Genomic DNA, 13,125 nt, shown 5'->3' with positions numbered 1-13,125 from the left:
ACTGTTTCATCGACTAAGCCACGCCGTGTTGCGTGGTTTGTTATTTTTGCCGCGCTAAAGAGGCGCTCAAACTTGAAGAGGCAACACTGATGAGTCCACTGGTAGGCGTGATTATGGGTTCCAAGTCCGATTGGAGCACAATGAGCCACAGCGTAGAAATGCTGGAAACCCTCGGCATTCCTTATGAAGTGCAAGTGGTATCTGCACACCGTACTCCAGACTTATTGTTCAGTTATGCCGAACAAGCGCATCAACGTGGCTTGCAAGTAATCATTGCGGGCGCTGGCGGTGCGGCGCATTTGCCGGGCATGTGTGCGGCGAAAACTCACTTGCCTGTGCTTGGCGTCCCAGTGCAATCATCCATGCTGTCCGGTGTTGATTCTTTATTGTCGATCGTGCAAATGCCAGCCGGTGTGCCTGTGGCGACTTTATCCATCGGTAAAGCCGGTGCGGTGAATGCTGCTTTATTGGCCGCGAGTATTGTCGGTCATCAGTACCCTGAGTTTCATGTAGCGCTCAATGCCTACCGTGAAAAGCAAACACAAGCAGTATTAGATAATCCAGATCCACGAGAGGCTTAAGTCATGAAAGTTGGCGTGATTGGTGGTGGTCAGCTGGGACGCATGTTGGCGTTAGCCGGTACACCTTTAGGGATGCAGTTTACTTTTCTTGATCCTGCAGTGGATGCTTGCGCTGCCGCTTTAGGTGAGCACCTGCATGCAGATTACAGCTCGCCGGAGCATTTGCAGAAGATGGCGCAATCCGTCGACTTAGTGACCTTTGAGTTTGAAAGTGTGCCAGCGGAAACCGTGGCATATCTTGAGCAGTTTGTACCGGTGTACCCCAGTGCTAATGCACTGCGTATCGCTCGTGACCGCTGGTTTGAAAAATCCATGTTTAAACAGCTGGGTATCCCAACCACCGAGTTTGCTGATGTTTTGTCGCAAGCTGATTTAGAGACAGCCGTTCAGCAAATTGGCTTACCTGCGGTGTTGAAAACTCGCACCTTAGGCTATGACGGCAAAGGTCAGAAGGTTTTACGAGAAGCCTCGGATGTCGTCGATGCCTTTGCTTACTTAGGCAATGTTCCTTGCATTTTAGAAGGCTTTGTTGCCTTTAGTGGTGAGGTTTCATTAGTGGCGGTGCGCGGTCGTGATGGTGAAGTGCAATGCTATCCACTGGTGCACAACATTCATAACGACGGTATTTTGCATTTGTCCGTGGCCAGTGATGCGCATCCTTTACAAGCATTGGCGCAAGACTACGCCAGTCGTGTGTTACAAGAGCTAGATTACGTCGGTGTGCTGGCTTTTGAATTCTTTGAAGTGGATGGCGGTTTAAAGGCTAACGAAATTGCGCCGCGCGTCCACAACTCTGGACACTGGACTATTGAAGGCTCTGAGTGCAGTCAGTTTGAAAATCACTTGCGCGCAGTTGCTGGATTACCATTGGGCTCTACGGCAAGTGTGGAACATAGCGCCATGCTCAACTTTATTGGCAGCGTGCCAGAGGCGAGCAAGGTATTAAGCATTGCTGATTGCCACTTGCATGATTATTCCAAAGCGCCGAAAGCAGGGCGTAAAGTCGGTCATGCCACTTTGCGCAGTGCGACAGCTCAACGTTTACAGCAGCAAATTGTGGAGCTGGAAGCGTTGCTCTAAGTCTAGACTGAACTGCAGTGTCATAATACGGTCTAGCAAGAACACCATTATTAACATGCAGGGAGAAACGATATGGGTATTCTAGGCACATTAATTATCGGTTTGTTAGTCGGTATCATTGCGCGCTTATTAAAGCCTGGTCGTAGTGGTTTAGGCTGGATAATGACGATTATTTTAGGTCTGGCCGGTTCTGTGGCTGCGACTTACGGTGGTCAAGCCTTAGGTGTTTATCAAGCCGGACAGCCCGCTGGATTCATCGGTGCGGTAGTCGGTGCCATTGTCCTGTTGTTTATTGTTGAAGCGCTCAACAAGCGTTAAAAGGATGGACTATGCGTTGCTTGTGGCTGGCTTTACTGCTGTTCGTCGGTGCTGCGCAAGCAGCGCTTGAAGAAACCGATTGGCTGGACTTAATGCCAGAGTCTGATCGTCAAGCGCTGCTGGATATGCCTGACATTAGTCACGACACGCCTGAGGCAGAAAGTGGTTTTTATGTCCCAGGCGGACTGCGATCAACAGATAAAAACTTACCTGCAGTGATGTATTCAGCGCAAACCGTAACTGCGCTGGATGGTACAAAAATATTATTGGGCGGCTATCCAGTGCCGCTAGAAACCAATGAGCAAGGCCGTTTTGTTGAGTTCTTTTTGGTGCCATACCCAGGCGCTTGTATTCATGTACCGCCGCCACCGCCGAATCAAATTGTCCTAATACGTTATGCTAAAGGCATCGATCTAGCTGATATTTACCAGCCTCTGTGGGTTGAAGGAACCTTGCGGGTTGAAGTCAGTAGCAATCAGTTGGCTGATTCTGCTTACACAATAACAGCTAACGAAGTAGTGTTGATTTCTAACTGATTCTGCTTGAGTTTTTGTTGTTAAGTTAAGAATGACGGCTGGGTTGTCTGAATCGCCTGCACAATTAAAGATAATCTGATCTTTTTTGCAAGCAGCATCTACTCACTGACATTAAGCGTTTGATGTAAATAGGTATGACCGTGCTAAAGAAAGTTTCTGTCGCTGATATTACCTTGGGTATGTATATCCATGAGTTGTGTGGCTCATGGATGGAGCACCCGTTCTGGAAGAGTGGGTTTGCGCTTGAGGATCAGGCTGATCTGTATAGCCTGAAAAGCAGTGCAGTGACAGAGGTCTGGATTGATACTGCTAAAGGTCTGGATCTGCCTGAAAGTGTGATTAGTGAAGAGTTTGCACAAGCTGCGCAAAGAGCTGATGCCTTGTTACAAGGAGCGATGCTTGAGTCTATTACTCCAGTTGCTATGCTGGACGAGATTAAGAGAGCTCTTGATCTATGCGAACGTTCTAGAGCCGCTGTGATTAGTATGTTTACTGATGTAAGAATGGGTAAAGCCATTGATATCCATAGAGCTGATGGGTTAGTCGATGAGATGACTCAATCAATTTTACGCCACCCTTCGGCATTAATTAGTTTAGTGCGTTTGAAAAATGCTGATGAATACACCTATATGCATTCTGTTGCAGTATGTGCATTAATGATTGCCTTGGCGCGCCAGTTGAACTTGCCTGAAAAGCGTGTTTCAGAAGCGGGTTTAGCGGGTTTGTTGCACGATATTGGCAAGATGTCGATCTCTGATGAAATTCTCAACAAGCCTGGTCGTTTGACGGACGAAGAGTTTGCCAAAGTACGCTTGCATCCAGTGTATGGGGCTAAAATTCTCCTAACCAGTCAGCCTGCAGCCAGTGCTCTAGTTTATGATGTCTGTCTGCATCATCATGAAAAGTATGACGGCAATGGCTATCCGAAAAAACTCGCTGGTGAACAAATTAGTTTGTTTGCTCGAATGGCTGCTGTTTGCGATGTGTATGATGCAATAACCTCTGATCGACCCTATAAAAAAGGCTGGGGGCCTGCTGAGTCCTTGCAGCGCATGGCGCAATGGGATGGCCATTTTGATCCGAAAGTTTTCCAGGCTTTTGTTCGTGCTGTGGGTATTTACCCTGTTGGTTCATTGGTACGGCTGAGCAGCGGACGTTTAGGCGTAGTGATTGATCAGAATGAAGAGTCATTGTTGAAGCCTAAAGTGAAAGTATTTTTTTCAACTAAATCTAAAGTACCCATTGAGCAAGTTGTGATTAATTTAGCCCATGCACAATGCCAAGAAACCATTATTGCCCGCGAGCAAGCTGATGACTGGGGGTTTCGTAACCTCGATGATTTATGGCGCGAATGATATTCGGATGCTTGCGTTGATGTCACTGTAGTGACTGGGTCATCGTTCTATCTTAAATTATTGGATTGTGAGAAAACTATGCAGCCTTTTGTAATTGCCCCATCTATTTTATCCGCCGACTTTGCTCGCTTAGGTGAAGATGTTGACCGTGTCCTCGCTGCTGGCGCAGATACCGTGCACTTTGATGTGATGGATAACCATTACGTGCCTAACCTGACGATTGGTCCAATGGTCTGCACCGCGCTGCGTAAATACGGCATTACTGCGCCGATTGATGTGCATTTGATGGTCAAACCAGTGGATCGCATTATTGGTGATTTTATTGAAGCGGGTGCCAGTTACATTACCTTTCACCCTGAAGCTTCCGAGCATGTGGATCGCTCCTTGCAGTTGATCAAACAAGGTGGCTGTAAAGCTGGTCTGGTATTTAACCCGGCCACGCCGTTGGACGTACTAAAGTACGTCTTAGATAAAGTTGACATGGTGCTCTTGATGAGTGTGAACCCAGGCTTTGGTGGGCAGTCATTTATTCCCGGCACTTTGGACAAATTGCGTGAAGCGCGCGAGCTGATTGATGCCAGCGGTTTGCCGATTCGCTTGCAAGTGGATGGCGGCGTGAATGTTAAAAATATCAAAGCAATTGCCCAAGCAGGCGCTGATACCTTTGTGGCTGGCTCAGCTATTTTTAATGCGCCAGATTATGCCCAAGTGATCTCTGCGATGCGTGCAGAGCTGGCAGGTGTGCAGCAGTGAAAACCTTGCTTGGTGTGTTGAACGGACAGTTACCTAAGCTGGTCATGTTTGATCTGGATGGCACCTTAATTGACTCGGTGCCTGATTTGGCCGTTGCCACAGATAAAATGCTGTTGCAGCTAGGCCGTGCGCCGGCAGGTATGGAGAAGGTGCGCAATTGGGTCGGTAATGGCGCGCCGGTCTTAGTGCGCCGCGCTCTGGCTGATGATATTGATCATCAGGCCATTACTGCAGAGCAAGAAGCCGAAGCGCTGGCAATTTTTATGCAGGTGTATGGCAGTGGGGACAGTTTAACCACCCTCTACCCTGGAGCCCTCGACACCTTGAAATCCTTGCATTTGCTTGGTATTAAGCTGGCTTTAGTCACCAATAAACCGGAGAAATTCTTACCACGATTGCTGGCTGATACAACTATGGCGGAGTTTTTCCAGTGGATCGTTGGTGGTGATACCTTGCCAGAGAAAAAGCCTGATCCCGCCGGTTTGCTATGGGTGATGCAGCAAGCGCAGGTGACTGCACAACAGTGTTTATTTGTCGGTGACTCGCGCAATGATGTCCTTGCTGCCCATGCTGCTGGTGTTGCCTGTATTGCGGTGACCTATGGTTATAACTATGGCCAGCCGATCAGTGCTGAGAATCCGGCGTTAGTGGTGGATGATCTGCGCGAACTGTTTCTGTAGGTTAGACCGTGCCTCTCCTCGTCGTACTTGAACTGGCGAGGAGACATTTCTTCGTTTCTAAAGTGCGCTGCTCAGAGATATTTCCTCTGACGACTCGTGTAAACAGCCTTAACTGCGTTCAGCACTAAGGCATGCTGAGATCAAAATTCTCAAGATAAAATAATCCTGAGTACGCCTGCCGCTTTCACTGTGGTCTTGCAGGTGTATCATGCACATCTGAAAATAATGTAACTATTTAGGGGTAAGCCGCAAGTGAACAAGCCGATGAGCAGTCAGACGTCCGCCTCAGCAATACGCTTAACCGAATACAGCCATGGTGCTGGTTGTGGTTGCAAAATATCTCCTAAGATTCTCGATCAAATTTTAAAATCTAATCTAACTTTTCCCACCGATGCCAATTTGCTAGTGGGTAACAGCAGTAAAGATGATGCCGCTGCCTATGATATTGGCAATAATCAGGTGATTCTCAGTACCACTGATTTCTTTATGCCGATTGCTGATGATCCGTTTGATTTTGGTCGGATCGCCGCCACCAATGCCATCAGTGATATTTATGCGATGGGTGGCAAGCCCATTATGGCCATTGCCATCCTCGGTTGGCCGGTGAATGTATTGCCGCCTGAAGTTGCCCAGCGCGTGATTGATGGTGGCCGTCAGGCCTGTGCCGAAGCGGGAATTCTGCTGGCAGGTGGGCATAGTATCGATTCACCTGAGCCGATTTTTGGTTTGGCGGTGACCGGTATCGTTAATAAAGATCAGCTCAAACAAAACAATACCGCCACGGCCGGCTGCCGTTTGTATCTGACCAAACCACTGGGTGTCGGTATTTTAACCACCGCGCAGAAGCAGAAGAAATTACGCAGTGAACACGAGTTTTTAGCGCGCGACGTGATGTGTCAGATGAATAAAGTGGGTGCTGAAGTTGCGCATTTACCTGGCGTCGAAGCCATTACCGATGTCACAGGTTTTGGCTTGATGGGCCACTTACTGGAAGTCTGTGAAGGCAGTGGCGTCAATGCGATATTGTTTGAGCAAGATATTCCACTGCTACCACCGGTGCGTGATTACATTGCTCAAGGCTGTTTACCTGGCGGTACTACACGTAATTTTGAATCCTACGGCGATAAGCTGGCACCGTTAAGTGATGAACAACGCGCCTTGTTTTGTGATCCGCAAACCAGCGGTGGTTTATTGATTGCAGTGCAACCCGAGCATGCAGCCGCTTTAGAGCAAGTGCTCACTACTGCTGGCGTTTATGCACAATGCATTGGCGAATTAGTTGCCGAGCGTGATGATTACCGTATTGAGGTACGGGCATGAGCCGTGCAGACACTGAAGATTTTACCCGTCTGTTTTTAACTGATACACCGATGATGGATACCCGTGCGCCGTTGGAGTTCAGCAAAGGCGCGTTTCCACATACGGTTAACCTGCCGCTGATGACCGATGATGAGCGTGCTCAAGTGGGTACCTGCTATAAGCAGCAAGGGCAAGCGGCGGCTCTGGCATTAGGTCATCAGTTGGTGAATGACGCGATTAAACAGCAGCGGATGGAGCAATGGCTGGCCTTCGCACGTAATAACCCAGAAGGCTATTTGTATTGTTTTCGTGGTGGTTTACGCAGTCAGATTGTCCAGCAGTGGATGAAAGATGCCGGTTGCGAGTATCCGCGCATTACCGGTGGTTACAAAGCCATGCGCCGTTTTTTAATTGATAGCCAAGAACAGATTGTTGCTGCCAGTCAGTTTTGTATTGTTGCTGGGCATACCGGCTGTGCGAAAACTGATTTGCTCAATAGTCTGGATAACAGCATTGATTTGGAGGGGCTTGCCCACCACCGCGGCAGCTCGTTTGGTAAGCGCCCAGAAGGGCAGCCCACCCCCATTGATTTTGAAAACAGTTTAGCAATTGCTTTATTACGTCAGCATCATGCCCGTCCCAATCAACGTATTTTGCTTGAAGATGAAAGCAAGCTGATTGGTCGCTGTGCGATTCCGTTGCAACTGCGTGAGCGCATGGCGCAGGCACCCATTGTGGTGGTGATGGCCAGCTTAGAGCCGCGTGTCGAACATAGCTTTCGTAATTATATTTTGTATAAGCTCGATGAGTGGCAACAAGCGCTAGGTGAAGAAGCCGGCTTTGCCGCCTTTAGTCATGATCTCACGGATTCTTTGCAGAGAACGCAAAAGCGTTTAGGTGGCGCTTTATATCAAGAGATTGATGCACTGTTGCAGCAGGCCTTAGTGGCCCACCAGCGTGGCGATAACAGTCTGCATCGCGCCTGGATTGAGCGCATGTTAAGGGATTATTACGACCCGATGTATGAGTACCAACTCGTTCATCAGCATGGCGTTCCTGAGTTCACCGGTAATGCTGCAGAGGTGCGTGAGTATTTGGCGCAATCAGCAGCGGCAGGATAAAACGCATACAGTAGATATTGGGTGGGGGATTTTATCGAGCGCACTCATCTGCTGGCTGGATAAGCCATTTCAGACGAGCGAAGAACACCCGTTGTTCTGGGTTAAATTAGTAAAAACTCGCATCTACAGGTTGCGCGTTAGCATGGCCTGCGCTAGTGTTGGCTCTTATTTCAGTCCGCACCAAGGGACCCGCTCGTGGTTGTTGATCGCAAACTATTGATAGGCACGTTACCAGCGGCATCCGGCCGTTGGCGTTGGCGCGTCTAAATTTTATTCGTCGCCAGTTTGGCGGCATTGTTTGTGTTCCCGTTTTCCCTCTTGCCACGAGGCTGATATGACCCACGAAGAGTTTTTGCGTTTAGCTGACCAAGGCTATAACCGTATTCCTTTGGCTCGCGAAACGCTGGCCGACTTTGATACGCCGCTATCAATTTATTTAAAACTTGCTGATGCACCTTACTCATACCTCTTGGAGTCCGTACAGGGCGGTGAGAAGTGGGGGCGCTTTTCGATCATTGGTTTACCCAGCCGCACTCGTTTGCGTGTTGATGGTAAACGCGTGCGCGTGATGACTGATGAGCAGGTTGTCGAAGACCTAGAGGTTGATGACCCGCTGGCCTTTGTCGAAAGTTTTAAAGCGCGCTATCAGGTGCCAACGCTGGCAGGTTTGCCACGCTTTAATGGTGGTTTAGTCGGTTATTTTGGCTATGACAGTGTGCGCTATGTTGAGCAGCGCTTAGCCCATTGCCCCAATCCTGATCCGCTCGGCACGCCCGATATTCTATTGTTAGTGTCTGATGCGGTGGTGGTGTTTGATAACCTTGCTGGCAAACTGCATTTAATCGTTTTGGCCGATCCAAGCCAAGCCGATGCTTATCAGCAGGGTTTAGCACAGCTTGAGCAGCTCTCTGAGCAGTTACGCCAGCCCTTTACTCCGCGTTTAGGCGTTGATTTAAACGCGATCGACGGCACTGAGCCAGAGTTCACTTCGAGCTTCAGTCGCAGCGATTATGAGCAGGCTGTGTTAACGATTAAAGACTACATCGCTGCCGGTGACTGCATGCAAGTGGTGATTTCTCAGCGCATGTCCGTGCCTTTTAGCGCGGCGCCAATTGATCTGTATCGCGCGCTACGCTGCTTTAACCCCACCCCATACATGTACTTTTTTAACTTTTCTGAGTTTCATGTGGTCGGCAGTTCGCCTGAAGTATTGGTGCGGGTTGAAGATGGCTTAATTACTGTGCGACCGATTGCCGGTACGCGTCCGCGTGGTGCTACAGAAGAGCAAGATATCGCCCTTGAACATGAATTGCTGGCCGATAAAAAAGAGCTGGCCGAGCACTTGATGCTGATTGATTTGGGCCGCAATGATGTGGGGCGCGTGGCGCAAACAGGTAGCGTTAAAGTCACCGAGAAAATGATTATTGAGCGTTACTCTAACGTGATGCATATCGTGTCGAATGTCACAGGGCATTTGCGTGAAGGACTCAATTCCATGGATGCACTGCGGGCTATTTTACCTGCAGGCACTTTGTCAGGCGCACCTAAAGTGCGTGCGATGGAAATCATTGATCAGCTTGAGCCAGTCAAACGCGGCGTGTATGGCGGTGCGGTCGGTTATTGGGCGTGGAATGGTAATATGGACACTGCCATTGCGATTCGCACAGCAGTGATTAAAGACAATCAGCTGCATGTGCAAGCTGGAGCTGGAATTGTCGCTGACTCACAGCCCGAGTTGGAGTGGGAAGAAACCCTGAATAAGCGTCGAGCTATGTTTAAGGCTGTCGCTTTAGCTGAAAAAAGTAAGCTGTAAACCAATTGCGCATTTAATTGTGTTTGTGTTTTAACTGTAGAGGTCAATCATTATGTCGCATCGAATCAGAGTAGCCATTGCCGGTTATGGCAATTTAGGACGTGGCGTTGAAGCAGCGCTGGCACAAAACCCAGATATGCGTTTGGTGGGTGTGTTTAGTCGTCGCGATCCGGTGAGTGTCAGTCTGCTCGACAGCAGTGTGCCGGTGTACGCCATGGCCGATATTGAGCAGTACCAAGATGAAGTCGATGTGATGATTCTCTGCGGTGGTTCAAAGTCAGATTTGCCAGAGCAAGGCCCATACTTAGCGCAGTTTTTTAATACCGTAGATAGCTTTGATACCCACGCTAAAGTGCCTGAGTATTATGCAGCTCTGGACCAGTCTGCGCGTGATGCAGGACGGGTTGCGCTGTTATCAGTGGGTTGGGATCCAGGTTTGTTCTCACTGAACCGTTTGTATGGCGAAGCGATTTTGCCAGAAGGTGAAACCTATACGTTCTGGGGTAAAGGTTTAAGCCAAGGGCATTCTGATGCCGTGCGCAGAATCTCTGGAGTCAAATCAGCCGTGCAATATACCTTGCCGTCTGAAGATGCGATGGCGCGAGTACGTAATGGCGAGCAGCCACAGTTGACCACCCGTGAAAAGCACACTCGTGAGTGCTTTGTGGTGCTAGAAGACAACGCCGATGCCGATGCAGTACGTGACAGCATTGTGACCATGCCGGATTACTTCGCTGATTACGACACCGTGGTCAACTTTATTGATCAGGATACCTTCAATAAAGAACACAGCAGTATGCCGCATGGTGGTTTTGTTATTCGCAGCGGTAATACCGGTGTAGATACCAAGCAAACCATTGAGTATTCATTGGCTTTAGGCAGTAATCCTGAGTTTACTGCCAGTGTGCTGGTCGCTTATGCGCGTGCAGTGCATCGCTTGGCGCGTTTAAACGATATTGGTGCGAAAACTGTATTTGATATTGCCCCAGGTCTGTTATCGCCAAAAAGCCCTGCGCAGTTACGTAAAGAACTGCTCTGATCTAACTGACTTGATCCCTTAAACGCCTAAGGACCACCTGCCATGCTGCTAATGATCGACAATTACGACTCTTTTACTTGGAATCTGGTGCAGTATTTTGCTGAACTCGGTGCTGAGGTCAAAGTCGTGCGTAATGATGAATACACTGTGCCTGAATTGTTGGCCATGCAGCCTGAGCGGGTGGTGATCTCACCGGGCCCGTGCACGCCCAATGAGGCCGGTGTGTCACTCGCCGCGATTAAAGCTTTTGCTGGTTTAGTGCCGATTCTGGGGGTGTGCTTAGGTCATCAAAGTATCGGCCAAGTGTTTGGCGGCGAAGTGGTACGTGCCAGCGTGCCGATGCATGGTAAAACCAGCCCTGTCTACCATCACAATCAAGGTGTGTTCACTGGCTTGAATAACCCACTGACGGCGACCCGCTATCATTCTCTGGTGGTAGCGCCGCAAAGTTTGCCAGCGGAGTTAGTTGTCACCGCTTGGACACAGACCGAGACAGGTGAGCTGGAAGCCATTATGGGCGTGCAGCACCAGACGCTAAATATTGAAGGTGTACAGTTTCACCCTGAATCAATTTTGACCGAGCAAGGTCACGCCTTGTTGGCAAACTTTTTACAGCAAACGGGAGGATTGCGTTAATGGACATTAAAGAAGCGCTGAATCGAGCGGTCAGCCATCTGGATTTAAGTACAGCCGAGATGCAGTCAGTGATGCGGCAAATTATGACTGGGCAGTGCACAGATGCACAGGTTGGCGGGTTCTTAGTGGCCATGCGCATGAAAAGTGAAAGCATCGATGAGATCGTTGGTGCGGTGCAGGTGCTGCGTGAACTCGCTGATCCAGTCGCCATTTCCGGTGAGCATTTAGTGGATACCTGTGGTACCGGCGGCGACGGCATGAATATTTTTAATGTCTCAACTGCTGCTGCTTTTGTGGTGTCTGCAGCCGGTGGTCAAGTGGCGAAACACGGTAACCGTGCAGTTTCGGGTAAAAGCGGCAGTGCTGATTTGCTGGAAGCGGCGGGGGTTAATTTAGATTTAACTGCAGAACAAGTGACTCGTTGCATTGAAACTGTTGGTGTTGGCTTTATGTTTGCACCGGCACACCATGGCGCTATGCGACATGCCAGCGGCCCGCGACGTGAGCTCGGTCTGCGCACCTTATTTAATATCCTTGGGCCAATGAGTAATCCAGCGCAGGTTAAAAACCAAGTCATTGGTGTATTTAGTAAGCAATTGTGCCGTCCTTTGGCCGAAGTGCTGCTGCGTTTGGGCAGTGAGCATGTTTTGGTCGTGCATGCGCAAGATGGTATGGACGAAATCAGCTTGGGCGCGCCAACTTTTGTTGCTGAATTAAAAAATGGCGAGATCACTGAGTACCGCATCCAGCCAGAAGATTTTGGTATTGCCAGTCAGTCGTTAATTGGCTTAGAAGTTGAAGATGCGGCGGCCTCTTATAAACTGATTCGTGATGCGTTGGGTAAGCGCGAGCTGCCTTACGCGCATAAAGCTGCGGAAATGATTGCGCTCAATGCTGGCGCAGCTTTATATGCAGCCGGTGTGGCCAACACTTTAAAAGAAGGTGTGGCGCGCGCCCATGACACCATTTACACCGGTCTTGCTCTAGAAAAATTATCAGAGCTGGTATCTTTTACTTCAGTGTTTAAGCAGGAGGCCGGTCAGGCATGAGTATTCCAACGGTTTTAGAAAAAATTGTCGCGCGTAAGCACGAAGAAGTCTCGCTGCGTAAACAAATCGTCAGCCTCAGCGAATTACACGCGCAAGCCGCTCAAGCGTCTGCTCCACGTGGTTTTGCCCGAGCTTTACAGCAGCAAGTGCAGAAAAAGCTGCCTGCGGTGATTGCCGAAATTAAAAAAGCATCACCGAGCAAAGGTGTGTTGCGTGAAGATTTTGTCCCAGAGTGGTTGGCCAAAAGTTATGCCCAAGGTGGGGCAACGTGCTTATCGGTATTAACCGATGTCGATTTCTTCCAGGGTGCCGATCGTTACCTGCAAGAAGCGCGTAATGCCTGTGCGCTGCCAGTGATTCGTAAAGACTTTATGATTGATCCGTACCAGATTATTGAAGCGCGTGCGCTGGGTGCCGACTGCGTATTGTTGATCGCCGCCTGTTTAGACGATGGGCAGATGCGCGAACTGGCTGCGGCTGCTAAAGAAGTGGGTTTGGATGTGTTGGCCGAAGTGCATGATGGCGAAGAGCTTGATCGCGTGTTAACACATTTAGATACGCCATTGGTTGGTATTAATAACCGTAACTTGCATAACTTTGAAGTATCGTTAGAAACCACTCTCGAGCTATTGCCACGAATTCCAGAAGAACGATTGGTGATTACTGAAAGCGGGATTCTGCAACGCACCGATGTTGAACTGATGGAAATTAATAACGTGCATGCGTTTTTAGTTGGCGAAGCATTTATGCGCGCCAATGATCCGGGCGTCGAGTTGAAACGTTTGTTTTTTCCTAAGTAACACATACCAATAACCTAGTGCGACTCACTGTAGATTTGTGTGTCAGTCGCACTACGTTATCGCTG

The 13,125-nt window shown here is 49.1% G+C and carries 14 protein-coding genes; all 14 read left to right on the top strand.

From position 1 onward, the window contains the following. The first annotated feature begins 89 nt into the window (after positions 1 to 89). The 14 genes from purE (at position 90) to trpC (ending at position 13,060) form a co-directional block, all read left to right on the top strand. A complete protein-coding gene (gene purE, locus H591_RS0106085) occupies positions 90 to 581 on the top strand; it encodes a 5-(carboxyamino)imidazole ribonucleotide mutase (protein WP_028244222.1) in 492 nt (163 codons plus the stop codon). A 3-nt stretch (positions 582 to 584) separates the two neighbouring features. Continuing rightward, on the top strand, positions 585 to 1,661 hold the full coding sequence (locus H591_RS0106080; RefSeq protein ID WP_022966063.1) for a 5-(carboxyamino)imidazole ribonucleotide synthase: 1,077 nt from the start codon (positions 585 to 587) through the stop codon (positions 1,659 to 1,661). Positions 1,662 to 1,733: 72 nt separating this feature from the next. Continuing rightward, positions 1,734 to 1,979, top strand: coding sequence for a GlsB/YeaQ/YmgE family stress response membrane protein (locus tag H591_RS0106075; RefSeq protein ID WP_022966062.1), 246 nt, complete (start codon positions 1,734 to 1,736; stop codon positions 1,977 to 1,979). An 11-nt stretch (positions 1,980 to 1,990) separates the two neighbouring features. Then, positions 1,991 to 2,515, top strand: a complete 525-nt coding sequence (locus H591_RS0106070; RefSeq protein ID WP_022966061.1) for a DUF3299 domain-containing protein — start codon at positions 1,991 to 1,993, stop codon at positions 2,513 to 2,515. 140 nt (positions 2,516 to 2,655) lie between these two features. After that, positions 2,656 to 3,870: an HD-GYP domain-containing protein gene (locus H591_RS14960; RefSeq protein WP_033421033.1), complete on the top strand. Its 1,215-nt coding sequence runs from the start codon at positions 2,656 to 2,658 to the stop codon at positions 3,868 to 3,870. A gap of 78 nt (positions 3,871 to 3,948) precedes the next feature. Further along, positions 3,949 to 4,623, top strand: coding sequence for a ribulose-phosphate 3-epimerase (gene rpe, locus H591_RS0106060; protein ID WP_022966059.1), 675 nt, complete (start codon positions 3,949 to 3,951; stop codon positions 4,621 to 4,623). 44 nt (positions 4,624 to 4,667) lie between these two features. Next, complete coding sequence (locus tag H591_RS0106055) at positions 4,668 to 5,303, top strand: phosphoglycolate phosphatase (protein ID WP_051145814.1); 636 nt, start codon at positions 4,668 to 4,670, stop codon at positions 5,301 to 5,303. Positions 5,304 to 5,567: 264 nt separating this feature from the next. Continuing rightward, a complete protein-coding gene (selD, locus tag H591_RS0106050) occupies positions 5,568 to 6,623 on the top strand; it encodes a selenide, water dikinase SelD (RefSeq protein ID WP_022966057.1) in 1,056 nt (351 codons plus the stop codon). After that, positions 6,620 to 7,723: a tRNA 2-selenouridine(34) synthase MnmH gene (gene mnmH, locus H591_RS0106045; protein ID WP_022966056.1), complete on the top strand. Its 1,104-nt coding sequence runs from the start codon at positions 6,620 to 6,622 to the stop codon at positions 7,721 to 7,723. Before selD ends, mnmH begins: the two co-directional genes overlap by 4 nt. Positions 7,724 to 8,057: 334 nt before the next feature. Further along, positions 8,058 to 9,536 (top strand): anthranilate synthase component I, encoded by a 1,479-nt coding sequence (gene trpE / locus H591_RS0106040; protein ID WP_022966055.1) that lies wholly within the window; start codon positions 8,058 to 8,060, stop codon positions 9,534 to 9,536. Positions 9,537 to 9,588: 52 nt separating this feature from the next. Then, positions 9,589 to 10,575, top strand: a complete 987-nt coding sequence (locus tag H591_RS0106035) for a diaminopimelate dehydrogenase (protein ID WP_022966054.1) — start codon at positions 9,589 to 9,591, stop codon at positions 10,573 to 10,575. A 42-nt stretch (positions 10,576 to 10,617) separates the two neighbouring features. Beyond that, entirely contained in the window at positions 10,618 to 11,211 is a 594-nt protein-coding gene (locus H591_RS0106030; RefSeq protein ID WP_022966053.1) for an anthranilate synthase component II, read from the top strand. Further along, positions 11,211 to 12,260, top strand: a complete 1,050-nt coding sequence (gene trpD, locus H591_RS0106025) for an anthranilate phosphoribosyltransferase (RefSeq protein ID WP_022966052.1) — start codon at positions 11,211 to 11,213, stop codon at positions 12,258 to 12,260. Before H591_RS0106030 ends, trpD begins: the two co-directional genes overlap by 1 nt. Further along, positions 12,257 to 13,060 (top strand): indole-3-glycerol phosphate synthase TrpC, encoded by an 804-nt coding sequence (gene trpC, locus H591_RS0106020; RefSeq protein WP_022966051.1) that lies wholly within the window; start codon positions 12,257 to 12,259, stop codon positions 13,058 to 13,060. Before trpD ends, trpC begins: the two co-directional genes overlap by 4 nt. Positions 13,061 to 13,125 lie beyond the last annotated feature (65 nt).

The sequence above is a fragment of the Denitrificimonas caeni DSM 24390 genome, from assembly GCF_000421765.1.
Taxonomy (GTDB): Bacteria; Pseudomonadota; Gammaproteobacteria; order Pseudomonadales; family Pseudomonadaceae; genus Denitrificimonas; species Denitrificimonas caeni.
This window is presented reverse-complemented; position numbering and strand designations above follow the sequence as displayed.

Bases quoted from the DNA above. Each gene is read 5' to 3' on its own strand.
- mnmH (WP_022966056.1), top strand. From the start codon at position 6,620: ATGAGCCGTGCAGACACTGAAGATTTTACCCGTCTGTTTTTAACTGAT.
- trpD (WP_022966052.1), top strand. From the start codon at position 11,211: ATGGACATTAAAGAAGCGCTGAATCGAGCGGTCAGCCATCTGGATTTA.
- H591_RS0106075 (WP_022966062.1), top strand. From the start codon at position 1,734: ATGGGTATTCTAGGCACATTAATTATCGGTTTGTTAGTCGGTATCATT.
- H591_RS0106030 (WP_022966053.1), top strand. From the start codon at position 10,618: ATGCTGCTAATGATCGACAATTACGACTCTTTTACTTGGAATCTGGTG.
- H591_RS0106055 (WP_051145814.1), top strand. From the start codon at position 4,668: ATGTTTGATCTGGATGGCACCTTAATTGACTCGGTGCCTGATTTGGCC.
- purE (WP_028244222.1), top strand. From the start codon at position 90: ATGAGTCCACTGGTAGGCGTGATTATGGGTTCCAAGTCCGATTGGAGC.
- H591_RS0106070 (WP_022966061.1), top strand. From the start codon at position 1,991: ATGCGTTGCTTGTGGCTGGCTTTACTGCTGTTCGTCGGTGCTGCGCAA.
- rpe (WP_022966059.1), top strand. From the start codon at position 3,949: ATGCAGCCTTTTGTAATTGCCCCATCTATTTTATCCGCCGACTTTGCT.
- H591_RS0106035 (WP_022966054.1), top strand. From the start codon at position 9,589: ATGTCGCATCGAATCAGAGTAGCCATTGCCGGTTATGGCAATTTAGGA.
- selD (WP_022966057.1), top strand. From the start codon at position 5,568: ATGAGCAGTCAGACGTCCGCCTCAGCAATACGCTTAACCGAATACAGC.
- trpC (WP_022966051.1), top strand. From the start codon at position 12,257: ATGAGTATTCCAACGGTTTTAGAAAAAATTGTCGCGCGTAAGCACGAA.
- trpE (WP_022966055.1), top strand. From the start codon at position 8,058: ATGACCCACGAAGAGTTTTTGCGTTTAGCTGACCAAGGCTATAACCGT.
- H591_RS0106080 (WP_022966063.1), top strand. From the start codon at position 585: ATGAAAGTTGGCGTGATTGGTGGTGGTCAGCTGGGACGCATGTTGGCG.